Raw genomic sequence first — 21140 nt, forward strand, 5'->3', positions numbered from 1 at the left:
CTCTTAAGTTGGTAAATGGTTTCAGACGGCCTTCATGATGCGTTCGATTTCGTGCCAAAAGCCGTCCGGCCGTAATTCCAAAACGGCAATCAAGCCTTGGTCGATACGGCGGATTTCGGTTGCGTTCAATGTTTCGGTTTCGGCAACACGCGCAGGTGCAAGATAAGCCATACGGTCGAGCAGGTGGTAGCGGGCTTCTTGGCGTTCAAACCCGTATTCCGCCCAATCTTGAATATAGACGCCGCGCCAGCCGTATGGATTAAGCGGCGGCTCAAAAGCATGGAAACCTTGTGGAAAAAATCCGATGCCGCGCACGATTGAAGTAGGAAGCGGATTCTCCGGCAGGCCTTGTGCGGCTAAGGTTGCTTTGCCTTGCGGCGTATGCAGCAGTTTGGATTGCTGCACCAGTTTGGCGGCTTTGTCCGTCAGCGTGTCTTTAGGATTGAGGCCGCGCAGGTTCTGCACTTGATCTCCGCCGTAGTATTTACACGCCAGCTCGATATGGTAGGGCTGTTGGTTGAGGGAAACAACAAAATCCGCAGCCCCCAAAGTTTGGCCGTCTGAAAAAACGGTCAGATTATATGCGTGCAGTTTGGTGTGCGGTGCGTTGGTAAACCAAAAAGCCAGCAGCTCTTCGGCATAAATACCGAGGCGGTGGCCGAACGGGGAACGTTGGGCAAGGTGTTCATTCAGCGGAGCGGGATCGGCGTCCAATGCCAAAAGGTAGCGGAAACCGTGTTCCCCCAGTAGTTCGCGCACGCTCAATTCGCAACCGCTTTGCCACAAAGGCGGCGCAGTCAGCAGCGAGGCGAGGTCGCGGACGGGTTGGCTGGTGAGTTTCCACCATAATGCGTCTAGGGCGTAATTCATGCTTATCCGAATATCAGTCATGCCGTCTGAAAAGCTTGTAACGTTTTCAGACGGCCTTAAATCAGTCTTTTTTATGGATACGGTGGCTGACGGTATTGAAAAAACCGCGCAGGATATCGATGTCTTCGGTTTGCGTATTGGCACGTCCGAACAGGCTCTGCATACGGCGCATCAGGCGCTCGCCATTGCGGCGGTTGAAAAAGCCGATGTCGTTCATCACGCTTTCCATGTGGGCGACCATGCCTTTGATTTGCTCGTGGGTAGCGGCGTGGTCTTCCTGTTGAAGATGGGTCATGGGCGAATCGGTTTGGCTGAAGATTTCATAACACACGACCTGCACGGCTTGGGCAAGGTTTAGCGAGAAATAGTCGGGATTGCCGTTGATGGTCATCAGTCGGTTGCAGGCTTGGACTTCTTCGATGCTCAAGCCGAAAGTTTCGTTGCCGAAAACCAGCGCCACTTTCTCGCCGCGGTTGGCGGCCTGCAGTAATTCGGGCACCAAATCGCGCGGCGTTTGCAGCGGCGCAGTAATTTCGCGGCGGCGGCTGGTCAGGGCGCAGGCGATGGTGGTGTCGGCAAGGGCTTCGTCCAAAGAGGCGGCAATGGTGGCATTTTCCAAAACGTCCGCCGCGCCGGAAGCGAGGATGAAACTTTCTTCCGGTAATTTAAACGATTGCGGATGCTCCGGATCGAACACGGGCGGATTTTCCGTCATCGGCGTTGCCATCAGATTGGGGGCGACGATGGTCAATTTGTGCAGGCCCATTGTTTTCATGGCGCGCGCGGCGGAGCCGATATTGGCAGGATGGCTGGTGCGCGTGAGGATGATGCGGATGTTGTCCAGATAAGCGGGCAGTGCGGGTTTTTCGGAAGTCATGTTTTGTTTTCTGTTTGTACGGGAATCAGGTATAATGCGCCATCTTTTTGTTTTCAGACGGCCTTTTTCCATGCCGTCTGAAATGTTCTTTAACAGCATCGGAAACGATTAACAGCCTCTTGTGTGCCATGTTCGGCGCATTAGGGCGTATTTTACCTGAATTAGAAAGAAAACCATGAATCCGTTTTTAAATACCGCTTTCAAAGCCGCCCGTAAAGCAGGGCAAATGATGATTCGCGCCGCTGGCAATCTGGGTGCCGTCAAAGTAGACAGCAAAGCATTCAACGACTTCGTTTCCGATGTTGACCGCAGCTCCGAGATGATTTTGGTGGAAGTGCTCAAAGAAGCCTATCCGCATCACAAAATCACTTGCGAAGAAGGCGGCTCCCACGGTAAAGCCACTGCCGAGTACGAATGGATTATCGACCCGCTCGACGGCACAACCAACTTTCTCCACGGCCATCCCCAATACGCCATCTCTATGGCACTCCTGCACAAAGGCGTGTTGCAAGAAGCTTTGGTGTACGCACCTGAGCGCAACGACGTATATATGGCTTCCCGCGGCAAAGGCGCATTGCTCAACGACCGCCGTATCCGCGTTTCCAACCGCATTGAATTGAACCGCTGCCTGATTGGTACCGGCTTCCCTGTTGTCGATCAAAGCATGATGGACAAGTATCTGGCGATTTTGAAAGATTTCTTGGCAAAAACCGCCGGTGGCCGTCGTGAAGGCGCGGCTTCTTTGGATTTGTGTGCCGTTGCGGCCGGCCGTTTGGACGGTTTCTTCGAGTTCAACCTCAAGCCTTGGGATATTGCCGCCGGTGCATTGATTGTCCAAGAAGCAGGCGGCATCGTTACCGATATGTCTGGTGATGAAGGCTGGTTGGAAAGCGGCGACATCGTTGCAGCCAATCCTAAAGTATTGGCGCAAATGTTGAAAATTATTTCTGAACACCAATAAGCGTTTATAGGGAACGGTCTGTATTTATCGTGGCAGGCCATGTTCTTAATAATCGGTAAAAGGCCGTCTGAAACCTGAAATCGGGTTTCAGACGGCCTTTTGTTTTATTGTTAACGAATTCGGATAAAAACTGAAAATATGGCTTTTAAAGGAGGCGTTTTTTAATTTTGTCTGTATTTTCTATTGCTTCGCAGTTATGATGTAGATACGTTTGGCTGAAATAATGCTGTATGCAATCATAAAAATAGAAAGCAGAGGAGAATAATGAAACGAGATTTTGAAGCAGTAAAACGCATTGTCATTAAGATTGGAACCAGTTCTTTGGTGTTGCCAAACGGCAAAATCAATTTGGCAAAAATCGACCAACTGGCCTTTGTCATTTCCAGCTTGGTCAGTAAGGGCAAAGAAATTGTGCTGGTGTCTTCCGGCGCGATGGGTTTTGGGCTGAATGTCCTCAACATGGAAAAACGTCCGGTGGAAATGGCGCAGCAGCAGGCTGTTTCAAGCGTCGGCCAAGTGGCCATGATGAGTCTTTATTCGCAGATTTTTTCCCATTATCGAATGACGGTATCGCAAATCCTGCTGACGCGCGATGTGGTCGAATATCCGGAAAGTTTGGCAAACGTTACCAATGCTTTTGAATCCCTGCTTTCCATCGGCGTTATCCCCATTGTCAATGAGAACGATGCGGTCAGCGTGGACGAGATGGACCATACCACCAAATTTGGCGATAACGACCGTTTGTCGGCAGTTGTGGCGAAAATCGTTAAAGCCGATTTGCTGATTATGTTGTCCGATATTGACGGTTTGTTTGATAAAAATCCGGCTGTCCACGCCGATGCCAAGCTACGCAACCATGTTGCCGATATTACCGAAGAAATTATTGCTTCTGCCGGCGGATCGGGCAGTAAGTTTGGTACGGGCGGCATGCTCAGTAAGATTAAGAGCGCGCAGATGATGTTTGAACATCATGGCCAGATGGTGTTGATGAACAGCGCCAATCCGCGCGATATCCTTCAGGTTTTAGATGGCGCGCCTATCGGAACGTGGTTTGCACAAGAGAAATAGGGAGGTTTTATGAGCTATATCGAACAGTTGGGCAAGAGTGCCCAAAAAGCCAGTAAAACGTTAATCAGCTTGGGAAGCGTAGAAAAAAACAATCTGCTGCGTCAGGTTGCAAAGGATTTGGTTGAACAGGCTGAGATGATTTTGGCGGAAAATGCTCGCGATTTGGCCGCTGCAAAAGAAAACGGCATCTCGGACATTATGCTCGACAGGCTGCGCTTGAATCACGAACGCATCAAAGGCATTGCGGAAGGCGTTGGGCAGGTTGCCGATTTGCAGGACCCGATTGGGCAGGTTGTCCGCGGCTATACCAATTTGGACGGTTTGAAGATTGTTCAAAAACGCGTGCCTTTGGGTGTGGTCGCCATGATTTTTGAAAGCCGCCCGAATGTTTCAGTCGATGCGTTTTCTCTGGCCTTTAAAACCGGCAATGCCATTATTTTGCGCGGCGGTCGCGATGCCATCCATTCCAATACCGCATTGATTGCCGTCATCAGGCAGACTTTGGTAAAAGCGGGAATGGATGCCGATGTGGTGCAGCTGGTTGAAGATACCAGTCATGCCGCCGCCGAGGAATTGATGCAGGCAGTCGATTATATTGATGTATTGATTCCGCGCGGTGGCGCGCGCTTGATTCAGACGGTAAAAGAGAAATCGAAAGTTCCCGTCATTGAAACCGGGGTCGGTAATTGCCATATTTATGTGGACGACAGTGCCGATTTGGAGATGGCGGTCGATATCGTCGTGAACGCCAAAACGCAGCGTCCGAGCGTATGCAATGCCGCGGAGTCTTTGGTTGTCCACGAAAAGATAGCGGAAGCGTTTTTGCCCAAACTGGAAGAAGCCGTTGCCAAAGTGCATCCGGTAGAATTTAGAGCCGATCAAGAAGCACTGCGTATTTTTAAAAATGCTGTTTTGGCAACCGAGGAAGATTACAGTACCGAGTTTCTTGACTATATTATGTCGGTCAAGACAGTGAAATCAGTGGAAGAAGCCGTCGATTGGATTAACGGTCACACGACGCATCACTCGGAAGCGATTGTGACCCAAAGCATTGCCCATGCCGAGTTTTTCCAAGAAAGCATTGATGCGGCGGCAGTTTATGTCAATGCGTCCACACGGTTTACCGACGGCTTTGTTTTCGGATTGGGAGCGGAAATCGGTATTTCTACCCAAAAAATGCACGCCCGTGGCCCGATGGGTTTGGAAGCGCTGACTTCGACCAAATTCTATATTAACGGCAACGGTCAGATTCGACGTTGAGAAACACCCCCTCAACTCCATCAATTTGCGTATAATGGCGGGAAATTTGATTTTCCCCGAACAACCGATTTAGTAAAAGGAACACACATGTCCTCTATCCACGATCAAATCAAAGAAGTCGTAACCACCCACCGCGTCGTATTGTTCATGAAAGGCACGAAGCAGTTCCCACAATGCGGTTTCTCTTCCCGTGCTGTACAAATCCTGAATGCGGCAGGTTGCACCGACTATGTGACTGTCAACGTATTGGAAAACGATGCCGTACGCCAAGGTATTAAAGAATACAGCGACTGGCCGACTATTCCTCAACTGTACGTCAACGGCGAATTTGTCGGCGGTTCTGACATTTTGATGGAAATGTACGAAGCCGGCGAACTGCAAGAATTGCTGAAAGCTTAATCATCTACAATATTCCGTAATATAAAATTGTTGACAAAGGCCGTCTGAAACCCTGATTCAGACGGCCTTTCGCACGAAACATACCCTTTCCGCCATTCGTGAAAAAAAGTATAATTCACTCCGTCAACGAAACTCGGAAATACAGAAAATGAACGTTACCGTCATCAATCACCCCCTCGTCCGCCACAAACTGACTTTGATGCGCGAGGCAGAATGCAGCACCTACAAATTCCGCACGCTCACTACCGAGCTGGCACGCCTGATGGCATATGAAGCCAGCCGCGACTTTGAAACCGAAAAATACATCATCGACGGTTGGTGTGGCTCCATCGAAGGCGACCGTATCAAAGGCAAAACCTTGACCGTTGTCCCTATTTTGCGTGCCGGTTTGGGTATGCTCGACGGTGTACTCGACCTGATTCCTACCGCTAAAATTAGCGTTGTCGGCTTGCAGCGCGATGAAGAAACGCTGAAACCGGTTTCTTACTTTGAGAAATTCGTTGACAGCATGGCCGAGCGTCCTGCCCTGATTATCGACCCGATGTTGGCGACCGGCGGCTCTATGGTTGCGACCATCGACTTGCTGAAAGCCAAAGGTTGCAGCAATATCAAAGCATTGGTATTGGTTGCCGCTCCGGAAGGCGTGAAAGCCGTCAATGACGCGCATCCTGATGTAACCATCTACACTGCCGCGCTCGACAGCCACTTGAACGAACACGGCTACATCATCCCAGGCTTGGGCGATGCCGGCGATAAGATTTTCGGTACACGTTAATTGAAATGTTTAAGGCCGTCTGAAAAGTGTCAAACATCAACTTTCAGACGGCCTTGTTATATGGTTTGCTTTTAAACCCACATCAGAAAGGACAATCATGAGCTTCCAAGATAATCTGGCCACCATGCCTGCCATCGACCATTTGAGCGGCTTGGATATTCTCGATAAAGAGGGCAATGTGGTTCATCACATTCCCAATGCGCCCGGCAAACAAGGCTCGCTCAAGCTTTACCATGCTTTGGCGCAAGAGTTTGACAGCAAGCTGGACGTAGCGGCGGCAGAACGCGGCCTGGCATGGTTTGCCGAACATGTTGCCGATGCCGAAGCCAATCCGGGTAAGCATCCGAATATTGATTTGCTGTTTAAAGTGAAGACTGACAATATCAGCCTGACTTTGAAACCATTGGCTGCTTAATGAATACAAAAAAGGCCGTCTGAAAACAAGTTTCAGACGGCCTTTTTATATACTTAAAGCCTTAAGCGATAGAGGCTTCAACGAATGCAGTCAGTTGACCTTTAGCCAATGCGCCGACTTTAGTGGCAACGTTTTCGCCGTTTTTGAACACCATCAGGGTAGGGATGCCGCGAACGCCGAATTTGGCAGGAGTGGCTTCATTGTCGTCGATGTTGATTTTAACGACTTTCAGACGGCCTTGGAATTCGGAGGCAATGTCGTCCAAGATTGGGGCAATCATTATGCAAGGGCCGCACCATGGTGCCCAGTAGTCCAGCAGTACAGGTACGTCAGATTTCAAAACGTCTTGTTCGAAGTTGGCATCGCTGGTATGGATAATCAATTCGCTGCTCATGTTTGTTTCCTTTTAAATCGGGATTAATAAATGTGTTGTTTAGAATAGTGGCAGACAGGGAAAATTTCAAGTGCCGCCACCCGGTAATAGTTTTTTTGAAATGTGCCTATCGTAATCCTTAAAGATTCAGACGGCCTCTTGAACCATGTGGCCGGAGTGGGCAATCAAATGGCGCGTATAGTCGCTGCTTGGATTGGCAAACACATTTTCGCATTCGCCTTCTTCAACGATTTTGCCGTCTTTCAACACCATCACGCGGTGGGAAATGGCGCGGATGACGGCGAGGTCGTGGCTGATGATGATGAAGGCGAGGCCGTATTCTTTTTGCAGGCCGCTGAGCAATTCAAGGATTTGTTGTTGCCATTGGACATCAAGCGCGCTGGTTGGTTCGTCCAATACGAGGATTTTCGGGCGGACAATGATGGCGCGGGCGATGGCGAGGCGTTGGCGTTGACCGCCGGAGAAGGCGTGCGGATAGCGTTCGAGTGCATCTTCGGGCAGGCCGACTTGTTTGAGGACTTCTTCGACGCGGCGGCGCATTTCTTCGCGCGGCATACTAGGCTCGTGTACGCGCAAGGCTTCGGAAACGGTATCAAAGACGTTCATGCGCGGATTGAATGCGCCGAATGGGTCTTGGAACACCATTTGGATTTCTCGGCGCAATTCGTGTCGCCATGGCTCGCCGTTGATGTTCAGGCTGCCTTCGGAATCGATAAGGTGCATAACGGCTTTCGCCAGCGTGGTTTTGCCGCAACCGCTTTCGCCAATGATGCCCAATGTCTCCCCCGATTTGAGATCGAAAGAAATGGGGTTGAGAATGGTTTTGTCGCGTTTTTTAAACCAGCCGTCTGATTCTTTGATGGAGAAGGCGATTTGTTCGGCCTTAAGGACGGTGGCAGGATTTTCAGGCAATGGGGCCACTCGGCGCATTGTGCCGGCGTTGAGCAGCATTTTGGTGTATTCGTGCTGCGGATTGGCGAAGACTTCGGTTGCTTTGCCGGTTTCGAGGATACGGCCGTTACGCATAACGGCGACATCGTCGGCAAAACGGCGCACAAGGTTCAAGTCGTGCGTAATGTAGAGCATGGTCATGCCGTGTTCTTCCTGCAGGCGTGAGAGCAGGTCGAGGATTTGGGCTTGAACGGCAACGTCCAAAGCGGTGGTTGGTTCGTCGGCAATCAGAAGCTTGGGCTGGGCTGATACGGCCATGGCAATCATGGCGCGTTGGCGTTGGCCGCCGGAAAGTTGGAAAGGGTAGGCCTGGGCTTTTTGCTCGGGCTGGTGGATGCCGGTTTCGTCTAGGAGTTCGATAGCGCGCGCCCATGCCTGTTTTTTATCCAAACCCAAATGCAGGGACAGAACTTCGGCGATTTGTTCGCCGACACGCATGACGGGGTTGAGGGCAGTCATGGGTTCTTGAAACACCATGCCGATTTCGCGGCCGCGCAGTTTTTGCAGGGCGCGTTCGGGCTGGGTCAGCAGATCGGTTCCGCAATATTTCAGACGGCCTTCAAAGGTAACCATCGGATTCAGGCGCATAATGCCTTGCGACAATACGGTTTTGCCGCTGCCGCTCTCGCCGACCAATGCCAGTTTGCGGCCGGGTTGCAAGGTCAGGTTGATATCGTGCAGGACTTGCTTGCTCGGAAAGGAGCCGTTTAGGTTTTCGATTTCGAGTATCGGTGTCGTCATGGTCGTGGCCGTCTGAAAAGTTTGTTGAATACAGATTTTCAGACGGCCTGTATGAATCAAGGGGCCGTCTGAAACAGCGGTTTAGTCTTGAAACTGTTCTTTGAGTTTGCGTTTTAACACTTTGCCGGTGGCATTGCGTGGCAGCTCGTCTTGGAAGATGACTTGTTTGGGGATTTTAAAGTTTGCCAACAGGCCGCGCAGGTGGTTGCGGACTTCGGCTTCTTCCAGTTTCATGCCTTCTTTGAGTTGGATAAAGGCAATGATTTCTTCATCGGCGTATTGGTCTTTCACGCCGATTACGGCAGTGGCTTCCACGGCATCGAGTTTGTAAATGGCTTCTTCAATTTCGCGCGGATAGACGTTTTGGCCTTTGGAGATAATCAGGTCTTTTTTACGGTCGACGATGAAGATAAAGCCGTCTTCGTCTATGGTGACGAAGTCTCCAGTTTTCAGCCAACCGTTGACAATGGTTTCATCTGTGGCGTCAGGCATATTGAGGTAGCCCTGCATCACCGAGCCGCCTTTGATGATGAGTTCGCCCACTTCGCCGCGCGGTACTTCGATCAATTCGTCATCGACGGCTTTCACGGTCAGGCCGGGCAGGGCGACGCCGACGCTGGCGGTTTTTTGGCGTTCGGGCGTATTGACGGCCACAACGGGCGAGCATTCGCTCAAGCCGTAGCCTTCCAGCAATTTGGCGCGCGGAAATTTGGCTTTAAAGTCGTCGATGGTTTGTCCGGCCAGAGGCGCGCCGCCGCTGATAAACAGACGGACGCGGTTGAACCATTTGAAATACCAAGGGATTTTGGCTTTGCTCATGGCAGTGTAAATAGCCGGTACGCCGAGGAAAATGGTGGCGCGTTTGAGCAAAACCTGTTTCAACACGTTGGAGAACGGGAAAACGGATTTGACCAAAATAATCGAGCAGGCTTGATATATCGGCAGTAAAACCATGGCGGTCAGCGTAAAGCTGTGGAACATGGGCAAGAAGACGACAAAGCGGTCTTTTTGCGAAATTTGGAAAATTTGTTCGATACCCGAAAGGTTGGAAAACAGGTTGCTATAACTGATTAATGCGCCTTTGGGGTGGCCGGTTGTGCCGGAGGTGTAGATAATGTGCGCCAAATCGTTGGCTGACGACTGACGGCTCAGATTCGGCTTGCCGGGGAATGTACGCGCGGCATCGAAATAGCTGTCATCGCCACTGGCGGCGTTGGTTTCACCAATCCAGATGATTTTATTGACTTTGGTTTTGGCTTTGATGTTTTTGAGTTCTTTGGCCAACGGCGCGGAGGCGAACATAAAGCGTGCGCCGCAGTCATTAAGGATGTAGGAAAATTCTTCGCTTTTCAAAAAGACGTTGAGTGGGACGGCTACCGCGCCGATGGAAGTAATGGCAAAATAGGCAGCAATAAATTCGGGAGAGTTTGAAACGACAAGGGCGACTCTGTCGCCATATTGTACGCCTTGGTGTTGCAGATAGGCGGCGACGGTTTCTACTTCGCGTTTGAGGGAGGAATAGCTGATTTTTTCTTTGTCGTTGAAAATGACTGTGCCTTTACCGTTTTTTTGGCAGGCTGCAGTCAGCATAGCGTAAAAATTAGGGTGGGTGTGCATTTCGGAGTTTGTGTCCATATTGTGTCGATTGATGTACAGTTTCGATGAACCGTTTATTTCGAAGGATAGGTTTTACATCCTATCGGTAAAATAAGCAAGAGGCCGTCTGAAAATACTTTCAGACGGCCTTGAGCTTTGCTGGGCTTAGGAAAGCAATATTTTGAATTTAAATTTATTTATTGTGCTGATAGGAAAATTCTCATTCTTCAAAAGTCTGGCCGTTCGGAAAATAGCACAAGCCGATTGCGTTTCTGTCTCGGGTCATTTCGAGTTTACCGTTGAGTTTGAGGCAGAACCCGGCTGACGGGTAGGCAGTGCCGATGGTAGAAGCTTTAGGCTTAGCCGTTGTTCAGACGGCCATCAGGTACTTTGTTAAACAGGCGATAGAAATTGTCGCTGGTGTTTTGTGCCAATGTTTCCAAGCTCTCGCCGCGCAGATTGGCTAAGAACTCGGCCGTATAGCGGACGTAGGAAGGCTCGTTTTGTTTGCCGCGTTTGGGAGCCGGCGCGAGGAAGGGTGCATCGGTTTCTACCAAGACTCTATCGGCAGGGACGTATTTGGCGGCTTCCTGAATCAGCGGTGCGTTTTTAAACGTTACAATGCCGGAGAAGGAGATGTACATGCCTAAATCCAAAGCGGCTTTGGCAAAGGCGACGTCTTCGGAGAAGCAGTGAATCACGCCGGAGTTGGTGTGGCACTCTTTCAAAATCCGCAACGTGTCTTCGGCCGCATCGCGCGTGTGGACGATAACGGGCAGACCGCTTTCGTTGGCGGCTTGGATATGGTCGGCAAAGCGTTGATGTTGCCATGACAAATCGCCTTTGCACCAGTAATAGTCCAAACCTGTTTCGCCGATACCGACGATTTTCGGATGTTTGGCCGCTTCTACCATTTCGGCAATGGTAAATTCTTCCGCTTCTTGGCTGTCGGGATGTATGCCGATGGTGCAGTAGATGTGGTCGTTTGCCTGAGCAATGTCGAATACTTCGGCAAAACTTTGTTTACTGACGCTGATGGCAAGCGCTTGCTTGACGCTTTGCGCTTCCATATTGGCAAAGACTTCGGGCAAGCGGTCTTTTAAGCCGTCAAAGTTGAGATGGCAATGTGAATCGATTAAATACATGGTATTACAGGGTAAAAGTAGTGCGGTCGCTGCGCAGGCGCGGGCCAAGCTCGGCTTCGATCAGGTTTTTGGCCTGCAGGCAGCTTTCGTGTTCGGAGAATGCAAGGCCTACGCCTTTGGGACGGTGGGCTGAAGTGCGCGCCGGATTGATCCAAACGACTTTGGTTGGCAGGAAGCGTTTGGGGTAGTCGGCGATTTCTACGGCCAAGAGGATGTCTTCGCCTAGGGAGAATACGTCATCGGTCGGTACGAACAGACCGCCGTGTTCTAAAAACGGCATATAGCAGTTGTACAACAGATTGGGGTCTTTGAGTTGCAAAGCCAACATCTTCGCCGGAATGTCTTTTTTATTCATCATTTATTACCTGTTAGGGTTTGTTTTGCCAAAAATCTAAATATTCGATAAGCAGATACTCAAGCTGCATTTTAACACTCAAGGTATGGTATCCGTAAGGGTTGAGCGCGTTCAGACGGCTCAATAGGGCAAACAGCTTGCGTGAATCGGTTTTAGAGGCCGTCTGAAGCAGGGCTTGGGCATGGTGCGGATAATAAAGCGGCGCCATGTTTTGTTGTGCCAAGCCGACATCCATCAGCCACTTTTGCAGCCAGTCGATGAAAACGGCCAGCGGTTGTTTTTGTTTGTCGAACGCGGCGGCGTAGTCGAGTATGGCCAACAGGCGCGAGGCAGCCAGCAGCGCCAGCAATTCTTCGCGTAATGCGTCCAATTCGGGAGTCGGCGTGAATAAAGGCGCGCCGCTGTGAAATGCCAACAAGGCTTCTGCATTTTCCACGCCCTGTTGGCGCAGATATGTCGCAGCCTGCTCATGGGTAGGCGAGGGCAGCACCATCTGGCGGCAACGGCTTTTGATGGTGGGCAGGAGTTTGTCGCGCGCATGGGTAACGAGCAGGAAAACGACGTGTTGCGGCGGCTCTTCCAGAGCTTTCAACAAACCGTTTGCCGCCTGTGTATTCATGCTTTCAGCCGGATGCACCAATACCACGCGCAGTCCGCCGCGGACAGCGGTCAGGTAAATATTTTCCACAATATTGCGCACGGCATCGATTTTGATTTGCAGGAGTTTGCGTCCTATTGCCTCGCCTTCGGAAATTTCCGGCGTGAGTTCGTAAAAGTCGGGATGGGTGTTTTGGCTGAACAAATGGCACGAAGCACACTCGCCGCAGGGTTCATGACCGGACTTGGGCGATTCGCACAGCAATGCCTGCGCGACAAAGCGGGCAAACTCGGTTTTGCCGGTGTTTTCTTTGCCGGTAAACAGCCAGGCGTTGGGACGGTTTTGCCAATGGGCGGCGAGCTGTTGCCATTGGGTTTCATGCCATGGATAAATCATATCGTTTGGGAACTATAAGGTAGGTGGTTATTATACTCTCAGGCCGTCTGAAAAGGTTTCAGACGGCCTTTAATAAACTGCTTAAAAATTAATCAAATATATTTTTACTTTGAAATATCAATCATTAAGCTTACTTATTCACAGCCTTTGCACACGCTTGTTTGGGGAAAATGTGCATTTTGTTTGGCGGCAAAGTAGTGCTTAAAATTTAGGCAGTCCCGTTTTTTAATTTTAAATCAGACAGTAATCTGATTTATGCACAAGCTGTCCACGCGATTGAATAGTGAAAATGTGCATGGTGGGGATACTTTTCAGACGGCCTTATTTGTTGATTTTCAACAAAGCGGTCAAATCTCCGATAAATTTTGGTTCCCGTTTGATGAGGTAAATAATCAACGGAAGATTACCCACGGCAACAATCAAATATAGCAGCGTAATGCTGTCAAACAACATCAGCAAAACCGCGCTCAAAATGGCGGCAGACACCATAAACACGCCGTTGATGATGTTGTTGGCGGCGACGGCGTGGGCGCGGAAGGTTTCGCTGCTGGCGGTTTGCAGCCAAGTGTAGAGCGGTACGGAGAAGAAGCCGCCGAAAAAGCCGATGGTAGACATCACGAGCATAATTGGATACGCTTGGACTTGTGATAAAAACCAAATAATGCCGTTTAATTCGGTAAAGCGTTGGCCGTGGGTCAGCCACACCAGCAATAATCCACAGACGGTCAGACCCAGAGTACCGATGGTAACCAAGCCCAAAATCAGGCGCTCATGGCTGAGTTTGGCGCATAACACCGAGCCGATGGCAATGCCGATGGAGAACAGCGCCAACATCAGGTTGAACACATTATCGTTGCCGCCCAAATGGATTTGCGTGAACGTCGGCAGTTGGGTGGTATAAACCGAGCCGACAAACCAAAACCATGAAATACCGATGATGGACATGAATACGGGACGATCGGCCGCCGCTTCACGAATCAGTAAATTCGTGCCTTTGATGATGTTCCATTCGATTTTTGTGTCCGGCATTTTAGCGGGTACAGACGGCATAAACAGACTGGTCATCGTGCCGCTGACGGCGACCAATAACACCAAACCGCCAACAATATACGGCGGAACGCCTGCGACTGCCGTGCCCAAAAGTTGGCCAAGCAAAATGGCGATAAACGTACCCGATTCAATCAGGCTGTTGCCCATAATCAGCTCTTTGTCGTTAAGATAATCGGGCAAAATCGCGTATTTCAGCGGGCCGAACAAGGTCGATTGCGTACCCATGCAAAACAGGCAGATTAAAAGCAAAGGTGCGGATTGGATGTAGAAGCCATATGCCGCCACTGCCATGATGATGATTTCCAACAGCTTAATCCAACGCGCTAAAACTGCTTTATCGAATTTGTTGCTCAATTGTCCTGAGAGCGCGGAAAACAGGAAGTAGGGCAGGATAAACAGCATTGCGCCCAAGTTCAGCATTTGGCTGGGCGGCAGAAAGTCGTTTTTGCCCAAACCGTAAAAACTGATCATCACGAATAATGCGGTTTTGAACATATTATCGTTAAACGCGCCCAAAAACTGCGTCCCAAAGAGCGGCGCAAAACGGCGGGTCGTGTGGAAATTCAGATTATCTTTTTTAAGGCTCATTGTTTGGATTCTTTATCTTCATCTTTTTCGATCAGTTTTTCAGTGGAGTCGTCGTCCATCAAAATGCGGTGCGCAGGGCCTTCAAGGTCGTCAAACTGTCCGTTTTTACCCGACCACCAGAAAAACCAGCCGATGATAAAGGCCAAAATAATGCTGATGGGGACAAGGATAAACATACTTTCCATTACATCGCTCCGGTCAAATCGGTCAGGATAAAGGTTTTGCCGCTGATGGTCAGGTATTCGTTGCGCAACGCGCCGATATTTTTATCGTCGAAAAACAATTCGATACGGTCTTTAACCACGCGCCAGTATTGTGGGATATCGGTTTGCTCAAAAGGCGACAACACCGCCGCTTCGGCTGCATCTTCGCTTTGCAGCTTGATTGCGAAGCGTCCGCTTTGCGGCGGATTTTGTGATTCATCGTCTGCCAACATAATAAAAAATCCGGCGTGTTCACCGTCTTGAGTGTGGATACTGAAATAATGCATATCGGGAAATCTTCAAAACCGCCGTCATTTTTTCAGACGGCCTAAAATAAAATTCCGTCCATTTTACATCAAATATTAAGTCAAGCAGCCGATTACATTTTTTGTTAGAATACGGCGTTTACTTTGTTAATCTGTTCAGACCGCTACCCACTACGTCCCACAAGGGGTGCAACATAGCCGGAGCAGCAGTAAGGTCCCGACAAAAATTCCGTCTGAAACCTCAAGGAGCATAAAATGACACAAAAATTAATCTTGGTTTTGAACTGCGGCAGCTCTTCTCTCAAAGGTGCCGTATTGGATAACGACAGCGGCGAAGTATTGCTGAGCTGCCTTGCCGAAAAACTCAATCTGCCCGATGCCTACATCACCTTCAAATTCAACGGCGAAAAACACAAAGTCGACCTGTCCGCCAAGCCCGACCACACCGGTGCAGTTGAAGCCCTGATGGAAGAACTCAAAGCCCACGGCCTCGATACCCGTATCGGCGCGATCGGCCACCGCGTGGTAAGCGGCGGCGAATTGTACAGCGAATCCATTTTGGTTACCGACGATGTTATCGCTGGTATCGAAAAATGTATTCCACTTGCTCCTCTGCACAACCCGGCTCACCTTTTGGGCCTGCGCGCTGCACAAAGCATCTTCAAAGGCCTGCCGAACGTTGTCGTATTCGACACTGCATTCCATCAAACCATGCCTGAACACGCTTACAAATATGCTGTTCCACATGAATTGTATGAAAAATACGGCTTGCGCCGCTACGGTGCGCACGGTACCAGCTACCGCTTCGTTTCTGACGAAACTGCACGCTTCCTCGGCAAAGATAAAAAAGACCTGCGCATGGTGATTGCCCACTTGGGTAACGGCGCATCTATCGCAGCAGTTGCCAACGGCGAATGTAAAGATACCAGCATGGGACTGACTCCGCTGGAAGGCTTGGTAATGGGTACCCGCAGCGGCGATATCGACCCTTCAGTTTTCAGCTTCTTGGCTGAAAACGCAAACATGACCATTTCCCAAATTACCGAAATGCTGAACAAAAAATCAGGCCTGCTCGGTATCTCCGGTTTGTCTAACGACTGCCGTACCATCGAAGAAGAAGCTGCCAACGGCCACGCAGGTGCCAAACTGGCTCTGGAAATCTTCATCTACCGCTTGGCTAAATACATCGGCAGCATGGCAGTAGCAGCCGGCGGTTTGGACGCATTGGTGTTTACCGGCGGCATCGGCGAAAACTCCGACATCATCCGCGAACGCGTATTGGGTTACTTGGGCTTCCTCGGTTTGCACATCGACCAAGAAGCCAACCTGAAAGCCCGTTTTGGTAACGCCGGCGTAATTACCACTGCCGACAGCAAAGCTGTTGCCGTTGTGATTCCTACCAACGAAGAATTGATGATTGCACACGATACAGCCCGTCTGAGCGGCCTGTAATCCGTCATTATTGAAAACCTGCCCGCAAGGGCAGGTTTTTTGTTGTGTATAGATAAAGAGAATTTTGAGAATATACTGAAAAAAGCCGGTAAACATTGTGTTTACCGGCTTTTTAATCAGTGCAATATTAAGAATGCTGACGGATAGGTTTAGAACTTATAACTGATGGTAAACAGCAAAGTCCTGCCTCGTGCGTAGTTGTTCAAGACGGAACGTGTCGTGCCGCCATATTTGCCATTGCATAAACCGTTGGCATCGCATTCGACTTCCTCATCATCTAAACCGCCTTTTCTTTCAAATACGCTGAAATAGCGCTGGGTTGCAGCATCGTTTGCAGCATCCAAAGGGTCGATATAGCGTTTATTGAACGCATTTTGAATGTCGAAACGAAGGATAAGGTTTTTCTTCGGTTCATAATTGGCATAGAAATCAAAAATCATCGGCTGTCTGTTGATGCTTTCTGTTTTTTTGATCACCCTTCTGCCCATTTGATGTGAAGAGTAGGTATTGGCACCGGTTGTACCGTCAACAAATTCCTCCTCAGTCGTCGCCCGTGTACTTTTGCCGTAATAGCGCATAATGCCGCCGATGGTCAATTTGTTGCCCAACCATCGGGACCCTAATTCAAACCGACCATAATCTCGGGGTAAGCGTGAAATTTTGCTTAAGCCGTAGCCCTGTTTAATTTGGTCTTCTTTAGAAGAATTACGGGGCGATTCGCTGGCATCGCTATAATTGGTCGGCTGGTTGGTTTTTTGATATGCGTAAGACAGGGTTGTAAAAAAGCGGCCGAAATCATAGTTCATTTCCACTTCCAAACCGTTTTTATGGACAGGTTTGGCATAGTTTCGATGCTGGATAGAGTATTGCAGGCCGGTACTGGTTACCCAGCTGGGTGCTTTATCCAAATCCCACCATTTGCCATAAACATTGTGGATATAGTTGTTTATCCTGCTGCGGTAAGCGACCAGTTTGAAACCCAATACATCGTCCGGCTTGAAAATCCCTTTTTTGAAGGTATTGAAGCCTATTTGGTAAGTATTGGCCTGTTCCGGCTTAAGGGCGGTATTGACGCCTGAGTCGCCGATTTGTGAAAAATACATTTCTTGAATATTCGGCATTCTATGCGTACGCGAATAGCTGATAAACGGCATAAAGTAGTCGTTGACATTGATGTTTAATGCTACCGAATGGTTTACCGCATGCTTTTTACCGGATTTGGTATAAACCGGTTCGTAAAGGTCGCAGCTTGGCGTGCAATGCTGTTTATAAATTTCAGAATCTTCTCCAAATGCTTTTTTAAAGTCTTCTTGGGTATTGAAGTAGTCGGTATATTCGCCTTTGTAGCGGTAGTTGACCATATTGGCGCTGTAATTCAATTGATAAATGCCTTTTTTCAAGGAAGTATCAAAATAGAACGTATTGAATTTTTGCTGGCCTGAAGGTTGCAATATGGTTGATTTCTGAGGAAATATTCCTTTGTCGCCTTTGAAGCGGCCTAAAAAGCTGTACAGGCCGGCATCTTGATCCGGGCCGTCGTAAAACAGGCTCAGCTCTTCCGGAAAGCGGTTTTTACTGTATTGGTTTTTAAAGAAATTGAAACCGACGGTGGCTTTTAAATCTGTTTTTTGGGGAAGGTTGAAAGAAAATCTGTTGTTGATATCCAAAAGATTGGCTGTGTTTTTGGTTTCCAAATAATCAAGCAGTCCCCATCCTGAAAAACGTGAGTTTTTCGGATATTTTTGTTTTCCCAGATTATGGGCGGCCAACACGTTTAAATCGACATAATCGCCAATGTTTAAGTTGTAATTGGCTTGGTAATTGCGGTTTTCTACTTTGCGGCTGCCGATACGGTTGTTCATGGTACGAAGTTGAAGATCCAGCTTGTTGTTGTCGTTTTCGTATTCCACTTTGACCAAATGGCTGTTTGAGCGTTGTTGCAGGCTGGTCGGGTCGATTGGAGTCAGGTCCCATTGCGGTGCTAAATTCTCTTTCCAGCTTCTTTCCAAATCATCAACATAATCTCTTTGCAAAACCTCAGGATCGTTATATTTTTTGGAGAAAGGGTAGTCCCAATAGCTTTTACCGACTGCGTTGCGCTTGGAAAAGTCGCGAACCCAACGATTTTGCCCTTGGTCGAATTTCAATAAGTTGCTTTCAAAATATTCTTGTTTTTTACGGTCCAAATATTCTTCGCCAAAATTGCCGATACGCTGACCGCCACCGCCTACTTTATAGTTTTGCTCGACATTGCGGTGGCTATAACCATATAAGGCACCAAGGCGCGCGCCACTGTCAAACCATTTTTGTGCTGCTCCGGTTGCCATAAAGTTGCTTTTGGTGCTGTTTGTGCCGGTCAATCCTTTGGTCAAGAGGCCGAAGGTATTGTTTCCGTGTACCACATCGTCTACCCGTAAAGTACGGAAATTGGCTGTACCGGATAAGGCATTGATACCGTTGGCACCTGTGAAACTGCCTTTGGTTACATCCACGCCGGCAATAAAATTGGGATCCAGTGCCGTACCGAATTGCGAGGAGCTGCCGCTGCGTCCGGCATCGGCAGAAGTGGAATAGAAGGTTTGGGTGACGCCGTCAACCATCGTATTGACGCGTCCCAAACCGCTATCGCCACGGATATTGACCGCCAATACCCCCGATCCCTTGTCTTGTTGGGTGAAGACGCCGGGCATGCTCCGCACGATGGCATCGATGTTTTCGCTGGATTGATAAACGCGTTCACGCGAACTTTTGGCTTGGCCTTCGGTAAAAACTTTTTTCTCTTTGGCAATGTATTTGCCTTTGACTTGAATTTCATCAAGCTCTTGAGTTGAAACCTCGTCTTCTGCGTGTGCGATACTTGTTATAGCCAGTAAAGATAATGTCAGTAGGTTTAATTTGAAATTCGGATTCATGATAGTTACCTCAGAAACGAAGTCGCTACTTTATAACATATTATTAAACTTTACAAATATTTTAATAATGGTTTTTATTTGTGAAAAAATAAAGCAGATTCTTGTTTCAGGAGATAATCCACCCGCATATGATTAATCTGACGGCAAAGATAAAGCAGGTCTGAATTTGAATTTGGTTGATCGAGAAGAAGGGTGATTTAATTGAATTTAAACAGCCGGAAGAAGAAAATTTGATTGCGATATGTGAATTGAGCCGTCGGTTTCAAATGAAACAGGTAAAAAAAATGAAATGCAAAATATAAAGTCAATATAGAAAGATTTGAAGTCAGTTGAAGAAAAGGCCGTCTGAAAATGATATTTCAGACGGCCTTTATTGTTTTAAGCCTTATTCCGGGCCGCGGAATGTGTCATGGCAGGATTTGCAGGTTGCACCGGTTTCGCCGTAAGCGGCTTTAATTTCTTCGAGCTTGCCGGTTTGGGCGGCGGCGTTGAGTTTCTCAACCGCAGCGACGAATTTTTCTTCTTCGGCTTTGAATTTTGCAGTGTCTGTCCAGATGGCAGGCAGGGCGCGGCCATTGCCTTGAGGATCGGATTCAAACAGGGTAAACGGTTTTTTGCTGTTTTCGGCAAAAGTGGCCGCAGCTTGTTTGAATTTCTCAACGTCGTAAGGCTCTTCGTCTTTGACCATTTTGCCCATACGGGTGAACTCAGGCATCATGGATTTGAACGCGGCCGTACGGTCTTCGGAAATCGGGCCTTTAGGCTGGGAAGGCGCGCCGCTGCCGCCGCAGGCGGTCAGGGTAAGCGCTACTGCTGCCAAAGCGACAGGGAGAAAACGGGTTTTCATATGGAGTGTGTCCTATTGTGATGATATGATTATCGTTAAATTTAGAATCGGCCGGCCAAACACTCAGGCCGTCTGATAAGGCGTTATCATACCTTAAACCCAAGTCTGAAACGAGTATAGAAAGGAAACGATATGGCAATTTTGATTACCGGGGCATCGGCAGGATTCGGCGCGGCCATGTGCCGCACCTTTGTTGCGGCAGGCTATCATGTCATCGGTGCGGCAAGGCGTGAAGACAAATTGCAGCAGTTGGCAGAGGAATTGGGCGAGCAGTTTTACCCGTTGGAAATGGATGTTTCGCGTACGGAGTCGATTCAAAACGCTTTAAACAGCCTGCCCGAGCATTTATCTGAAATCGATTGCCTGATCAACAACGCCGGTTTGGCTTTAGGTTTGGATTCTGCCGATAAAGCCGATTTTGGCGATTGGGAAACCATGATTCAAACCAATATCATCGGCCTGACTTTTCTGACCCGCCAGATTTTGCCGCAAATGGTAGCGCGCAAACAAGGCTACATCATCAATTTGGGTTCGATTGCCGGCAGTTATGCTTATTCCGGCAGTAATGTTTATGGCGCGACCAAGGCTTTTGTGCGCCAATTCAGTATGAACCTGCGCGCTGAATTGGCAGATAAAAATATCCGCATTACCAATATCGAACCGGGCTTATGTGGCGACACCGAGTTTTCCAACGTCCGTTTCAAAGGCGACGACCAGCGTGCGGCCGAGGTTTATGAGAATGTCGAGTTTATCCAGCCGCAAGATATTGCCGATACCGCTTTATGGCTCTATCAGCGTCCGGCGCGGATGAACGTCAATTCCATCGAAATCATGCCGGTTGCCCAGACCTTTGCAGGCATGAAAGTTTACCGCGATGAGCCTGCTCTGGTGAAGGAAGAAACGTTTGAAAAACAAAGCATGTCTTTGTTTGGAAAAATAAAATCTTGGTTTAAGTAATCGGCATCAGGCCGTCTGAAGGTTTCAGACGGCCTCTTTGTTATCTGAAATTGAACAAACACGT

At 48.9% G+C, this 21140-nt stretch carries 22 protein-coding genes; 8 read left to right on the forward strand and 14 right to left on the reverse strand.

The window, feature by feature from the left end:
• Nucleotides 1-21: 21 nt before the first annotated feature.
• The gene (locus FAH66_RS02340; RefSeq protein WP_137040565.1) at nucleotides 22-891 is read right to left on the reverse strand and encodes a DUF1853 family protein; all 870 of its coding nucleotides are present in this window, start codon (nucleotides 889-891) and stop codon (nucleotides 22-24) included.
• Between the two features lie 40 nt (nucleotides 892-931).
• The gene (locus FAH66_RS02345; protein WP_049335615.1) at nucleotides 932-1747 is read right to left on the reverse strand and encodes an RNA methyltransferase; all 816 of its coding nucleotides are present in this window, start codon (nucleotides 1745-1747) and stop codon (nucleotides 932-934) included.
• A gap of 175 nt (nucleotides 1748-1922) precedes the next feature.
• Here FAH66_RS02345 and FAH66_RS02350 point away from each other — a divergent pair, with 175 nt between their 5' ends.
• The 6 genes from FAH66_RS02350 (at nucleotide 1923) to FAH66_RS02375 (ending at nucleotide 6625) form a co-directional block, all read left to right on the forward strand.
• Nucleotides 1923-2708 (forward strand): inositol monophosphatase family protein, encoded by a 786-nt coding sequence (locus FAH66_RS02350; protein ID WP_137040566.1) that lies wholly within the window; start codon nucleotides 1923-1925, stop codon nucleotides 2706-2708.
• A 264-nt stretch (nucleotides 2709-2972) separates the two neighbouring features.
• Complete coding sequence (gene proB, locus FAH66_RS02355) at nucleotides 2973-3776, forward strand: glutamate 5-kinase (RefSeq protein ID WP_049351184.1); 804 nt, start codon at nucleotides 2973-2975, stop codon at nucleotides 3774-3776.
• 9 nt (nucleotides 3777-3785) lie between these two features.
• The gene (locus tag FAH66_RS02360; RefSeq protein ID WP_137040567.1) at nucleotides 3786-5036 is read left to right on the forward strand and encodes a glutamate-5-semialdehyde dehydrogenase; all 1251 of its coding nucleotides are present in this window, start codon (nucleotides 3786-3788) and stop codon (nucleotides 5034-5036) included.
• Nucleotides 5037-5123: 87 nt separating this feature from the next.
• On the forward strand, nucleotides 5124-5435 hold the full coding sequence (gene grxD, locus FAH66_RS02365) for a Grx4 family monothiol glutaredoxin (RefSeq protein WP_003681608.1): 312 nt from the start codon (nucleotides 5124-5126) through the stop codon (nucleotides 5433-5435).
• Between the two features lie 148 nt (nucleotides 5436-5583).
• Nucleotides 5584-6210: a uracil phosphoribosyltransferase gene (gene upp, locus FAH66_RS02370; protein ID WP_039864255.1), complete on the forward strand. Its 627-nt coding sequence runs from the start codon at nucleotides 5584-5586 to the stop codon at nucleotides 6208-6210.
• Nucleotides 6211-6307: 97 nt separating this feature from the next.
• Nucleotides 6308-6625 (forward strand): DUF2322 family protein, encoded by a 318-nt coding sequence (locus tag FAH66_RS02375; protein WP_137040568.1) that lies wholly within the window; start codon nucleotides 6308-6310, stop codon nucleotides 6623-6625.
• Nucleotides 6626-6686: 61 nt separating this feature from the next.
• Here FAH66_RS02375 and trxA read toward each other — a convergent pair whose 3' ends face one another.
• From trxA to FAH66_RS02425, 10 genes are all read right to left on the reverse strand, one after another.
• Nucleotides 6687-7019 carry a thioredoxin TrxA gene (gene trxA / locus FAH66_RS02380; RefSeq protein WP_137040569.1) on the reverse strand — a complete coding sequence of 111 codons (333 nt, stop codon included), beginning with the start codon at nucleotides 7017-7019 and terminating at the stop codon, nucleotides 6687-6689.
• Nucleotides 7020-7145: 126 nt separating this feature from the next.
• The gene (locus tag FAH66_RS02385) at nucleotides 7146-8711 is read right to left on the reverse strand and encodes an ABC transporter ATP-binding protein (RefSeq protein ID WP_137040570.1); all 1566 of its coding nucleotides are present in this window, start codon (nucleotides 8709-8711) and stop codon (nucleotides 7146-7148) included.
• 81 nt (nucleotides 8712-8792) lie between these two features.
• The gene (locus FAH66_RS02390) at nucleotides 8793-10346 is read right to left on the reverse strand and encodes a fatty acid--CoA ligase (RefSeq protein ID WP_167480307.1); all 1554 of its coding nucleotides are present in this window, start codon (nucleotides 10344-10346) and stop codon (nucleotides 8793-8795) included.
• A 181-nt stretch (nucleotides 10347-10527) separates the two neighbouring features.
• Entirely contained in the window at nucleotides 10528-10593 is a 66-nt protein-coding gene (locus FAH66_RS11185; protein ID WP_372340829.1) for a hypothetical protein, read from the reverse strand.
• A 73-nt stretch (nucleotides 10594-10666) separates the two neighbouring features.
• The gene (locus tag FAH66_RS02400) at nucleotides 10667-11452 is read right to left on the reverse strand and encodes a TatD family hydrolase (protein ID WP_137040571.1); all 786 of its coding nucleotides are present in this window, start codon (nucleotides 11450-11452) and stop codon (nucleotides 10667-10669) included.
• Nucleotides 11453-11456: 4 nt separating this feature from the next.
• Complete coding sequence (locus tag FAH66_RS02405; protein WP_003682949.1) at nucleotides 11457-11810, reverse strand: PilZ domain-containing protein; 354 nt, start codon at nucleotides 11808-11810, stop codon at nucleotides 11457-11459.
• A gap of 10 nt (nucleotides 11811-11820) precedes the next feature.
• On the reverse strand, nucleotides 11821-12801 hold the full coding sequence (locus tag FAH66_RS02410; RefSeq protein ID WP_137040572.1) for a DNA polymerase III subunit delta': 981 nt from the start codon (nucleotides 12799-12801) through the stop codon (nucleotides 11821-11823).
• A gap of 321 nt (nucleotides 12802-13122) precedes the next feature.
• Entirely contained in the window at nucleotides 13123-14439 is a 1317-nt protein-coding gene (locus tag FAH66_RS02415) for an MFS transporter (protein WP_137040573.1), read from the reverse strand.
• Nucleotides 14436-14624, reverse strand: a complete 189-nt coding sequence (gene ccoS, locus FAH66_RS02420; RefSeq protein ID WP_003681462.1) for a cbb3-type cytochrome oxidase assembly protein CcoS — start codon at nucleotides 14622-14624, stop codon at nucleotides 14436-14438. Before ccoS ends, FAH66_RS02415 begins: the two co-directional genes overlap by 4 nt.
• Complete coding sequence (locus FAH66_RS02425) at nucleotides 14624-14929, reverse strand: HLGFF motif protein (protein ID WP_003681461.1); 306 nt, start codon at nucleotides 14927-14929, stop codon at nucleotides 14624-14626. Before FAH66_RS02425 ends, ccoS begins: the two co-directional genes overlap by 1 nt.
• Nucleotides 14930-15163: 234 nt before the next feature.
• Between FAH66_RS02425 and FAH66_RS02430 the strand changes: the two genes are divergently transcribed.
• Nucleotides 15164-16360 (forward strand): acetate kinase, encoded by a 1197-nt coding sequence (locus tag FAH66_RS02430; RefSeq protein ID WP_003682895.1) that lies wholly within the window; start codon nucleotides 15164-15166, stop codon nucleotides 16358-16360.
• 149 nt (nucleotides 16361-16509) lie between these two features.
• On the opposite strand, the gene FAH66_RS02435 is transcribed toward FAH66_RS02430, so the two are convergent.
• Nucleotides 16510-19272: a TonB-dependent receptor domain-containing protein gene (locus tag FAH66_RS02435; RefSeq protein WP_137040574.1), complete on the reverse strand. Its 2763-nt coding sequence runs from the start codon at nucleotides 19270-19272 to the stop codon at nucleotides 16510-16512.
• Nucleotides 19273-19657: 385 nt separating this feature from the next.
• Entirely contained in the window at nucleotides 19658-20119 is a 462-nt protein-coding gene (locus FAH66_RS02440; protein WP_137040575.1) for a c-type cytochrome, read from the reverse strand.
• Between the two features lie 132 nt (nucleotides 20120-20251).
• On the opposite strand from FAH66_RS02440, the gene FAH66_RS02445 reads away from it, so the two are divergent.
• Nucleotides 20252-21076: an SDR family oxidoreductase gene (locus FAH66_RS02445; RefSeq protein ID WP_137040576.1), complete on the forward strand. Its 825-nt coding sequence runs from the start codon at nucleotides 20252-20254 to the stop codon at nucleotides 21074-21076.
• Nucleotides 21077-21140: the final 64 nt, after the last annotated feature.

Origin of the sequence: Neisseria subflava (assembly GCF_005221305.1) — a bacterium.
Lineage (GTDB): Bacteria > Pseudomonadota > Gammaproteobacteria > Burkholderiales > Neisseriaceae > Neisseria > Neisseria subflava.

Bases quoted from the DNA above. Each gene is read 5' to 3' on its own strand.
- upp (WP_039864255.1), top strand. From the start codon at position 5,584: ATGAACGTTACCGTCATCAATCACCCCCTCGTCCGCCACAAACTGACT.
- FAH66_RS02430 (WP_003682895.1), top strand. From the start codon at position 15,164: ATGACACAAAAATTAATCTTGGTTTTGAACTGCGGCAGCTCTTCTCTC.
- ccoS (WP_003681462.1), bottom strand. From the start codon at position 14,624: ATGGAAAGTATGTTTATCCTTGTCCCCATCAGCATTATTTTGGCCTTT.
- grxD (WP_003681608.1), top strand. From the start codon at position 5,124: ATGTCCTCTATCCACGATCAAATCAAAGAAGTCGTAACCACCCACCGC.
- FAH66_RS02340 (WP_137040565.1), bottom strand. From the start codon at position 891: ATGACTGATATTCGGATAAGCATGAATTACGCCCTAGACGCATTATGG.
- FAH66_RS02435 (WP_137040574.1), bottom strand. From the start codon at position 19,272: ATGAATCCGAATTTCAAATTAAACCTACTGACATTATCTTTACTGGCT.
- proB (WP_049351184.1), top strand. From the start codon at position 2,973: ATGAAACGAGATTTTGAAGCAGTAAAACGCATTGTCATTAAGATTGGA.
- FAH66_RS02400 (WP_137040571.1), bottom strand. From the start codon at position 11,452: ATGTATTTAATCGATTCACATTGCCATCTCAACTTTGACGGCTTAAAA.
- FAH66_RS02360 (WP_137040567.1), top strand. From the start codon at position 3,786: ATGAGCTATATCGAACAGTTGGGCAAGAGTGCCCAAAAAGCCAGTAAA.
- FAH66_RS02405 (WP_003682949.1), bottom strand. From the start codon at position 11,810: ATGATGAATAAAAAAGACATTCCGGCGAAGATGTTGGCTTTGCAACTC.
- FAH66_RS02390 (WP_167480307.1), bottom strand. From the start codon at position 10,346: ATGGACACAAACTCCGAAATGCACACCCACCCTAATTTTTACGCTATG.
- trxA (WP_137040569.1), bottom strand. From the start codon at position 7,019: ATGAGCAGCGAATTGATTATCCATACCAGCGATGCCAACTTCGAACAA.
- FAH66_RS02350 (WP_137040566.1), top strand. From the start codon at position 1,923: ATGAATCCGTTTTTAAATACCGCTTTCAAAGCCGCCCGTAAAGCAGGG.
- FAH66_RS02410 (WP_137040572.1), bottom strand. From the start codon at position 12,801: ATGATTTATCCATGGCATGAAACCCAATGGCAACAGCTCGCCGCCCAT.
- FAH66_RS02385 (WP_137040570.1), bottom strand. From the start codon at position 8,711: ATGACGACACCGATACTCGAAATCGAAAACCTAAACGGCTCCTTTCCG.
- FAH66_RS02440 (WP_137040575.1), bottom strand. From the start codon at position 20,119: ATGAAAACCCGTTTTCTCCCTGTCGCTTTGGCAGCAGTAGCGCTTACC.
- FAH66_RS02345 (WP_049335615.1), bottom strand. From the start codon at position 1,747: ATGACTTCCGAAAAACCCGCACTGCCCGCTTATCTGGACAACATCCGC.
- FAH66_RS02425 (WP_003681461.1), bottom strand. From the start codon at position 14,929: ATGCATTATTTCAGTATCCACACTCAAGACGGTGAACACGCCGGATTT.
- FAH66_RS02445 (WP_137040576.1), top strand. From the start codon at position 20,252: ATGGCAATTTTGATTACCGGGGCATCGGCAGGATTCGGCGCGGCCATG.
- FAH66_RS02415 (WP_137040573.1), bottom strand. From the start codon at position 14,439: ATGAGCCTTAAAAAAGATAATCTGAATTTCCACACGACCCGCCGTTTT.
- FAH66_RS02375 (WP_137040568.1), top strand. From the start codon at position 6,308: ATGAGCTTCCAAGATAATCTGGCCACCATGCCTGCCATCGACCATTTG.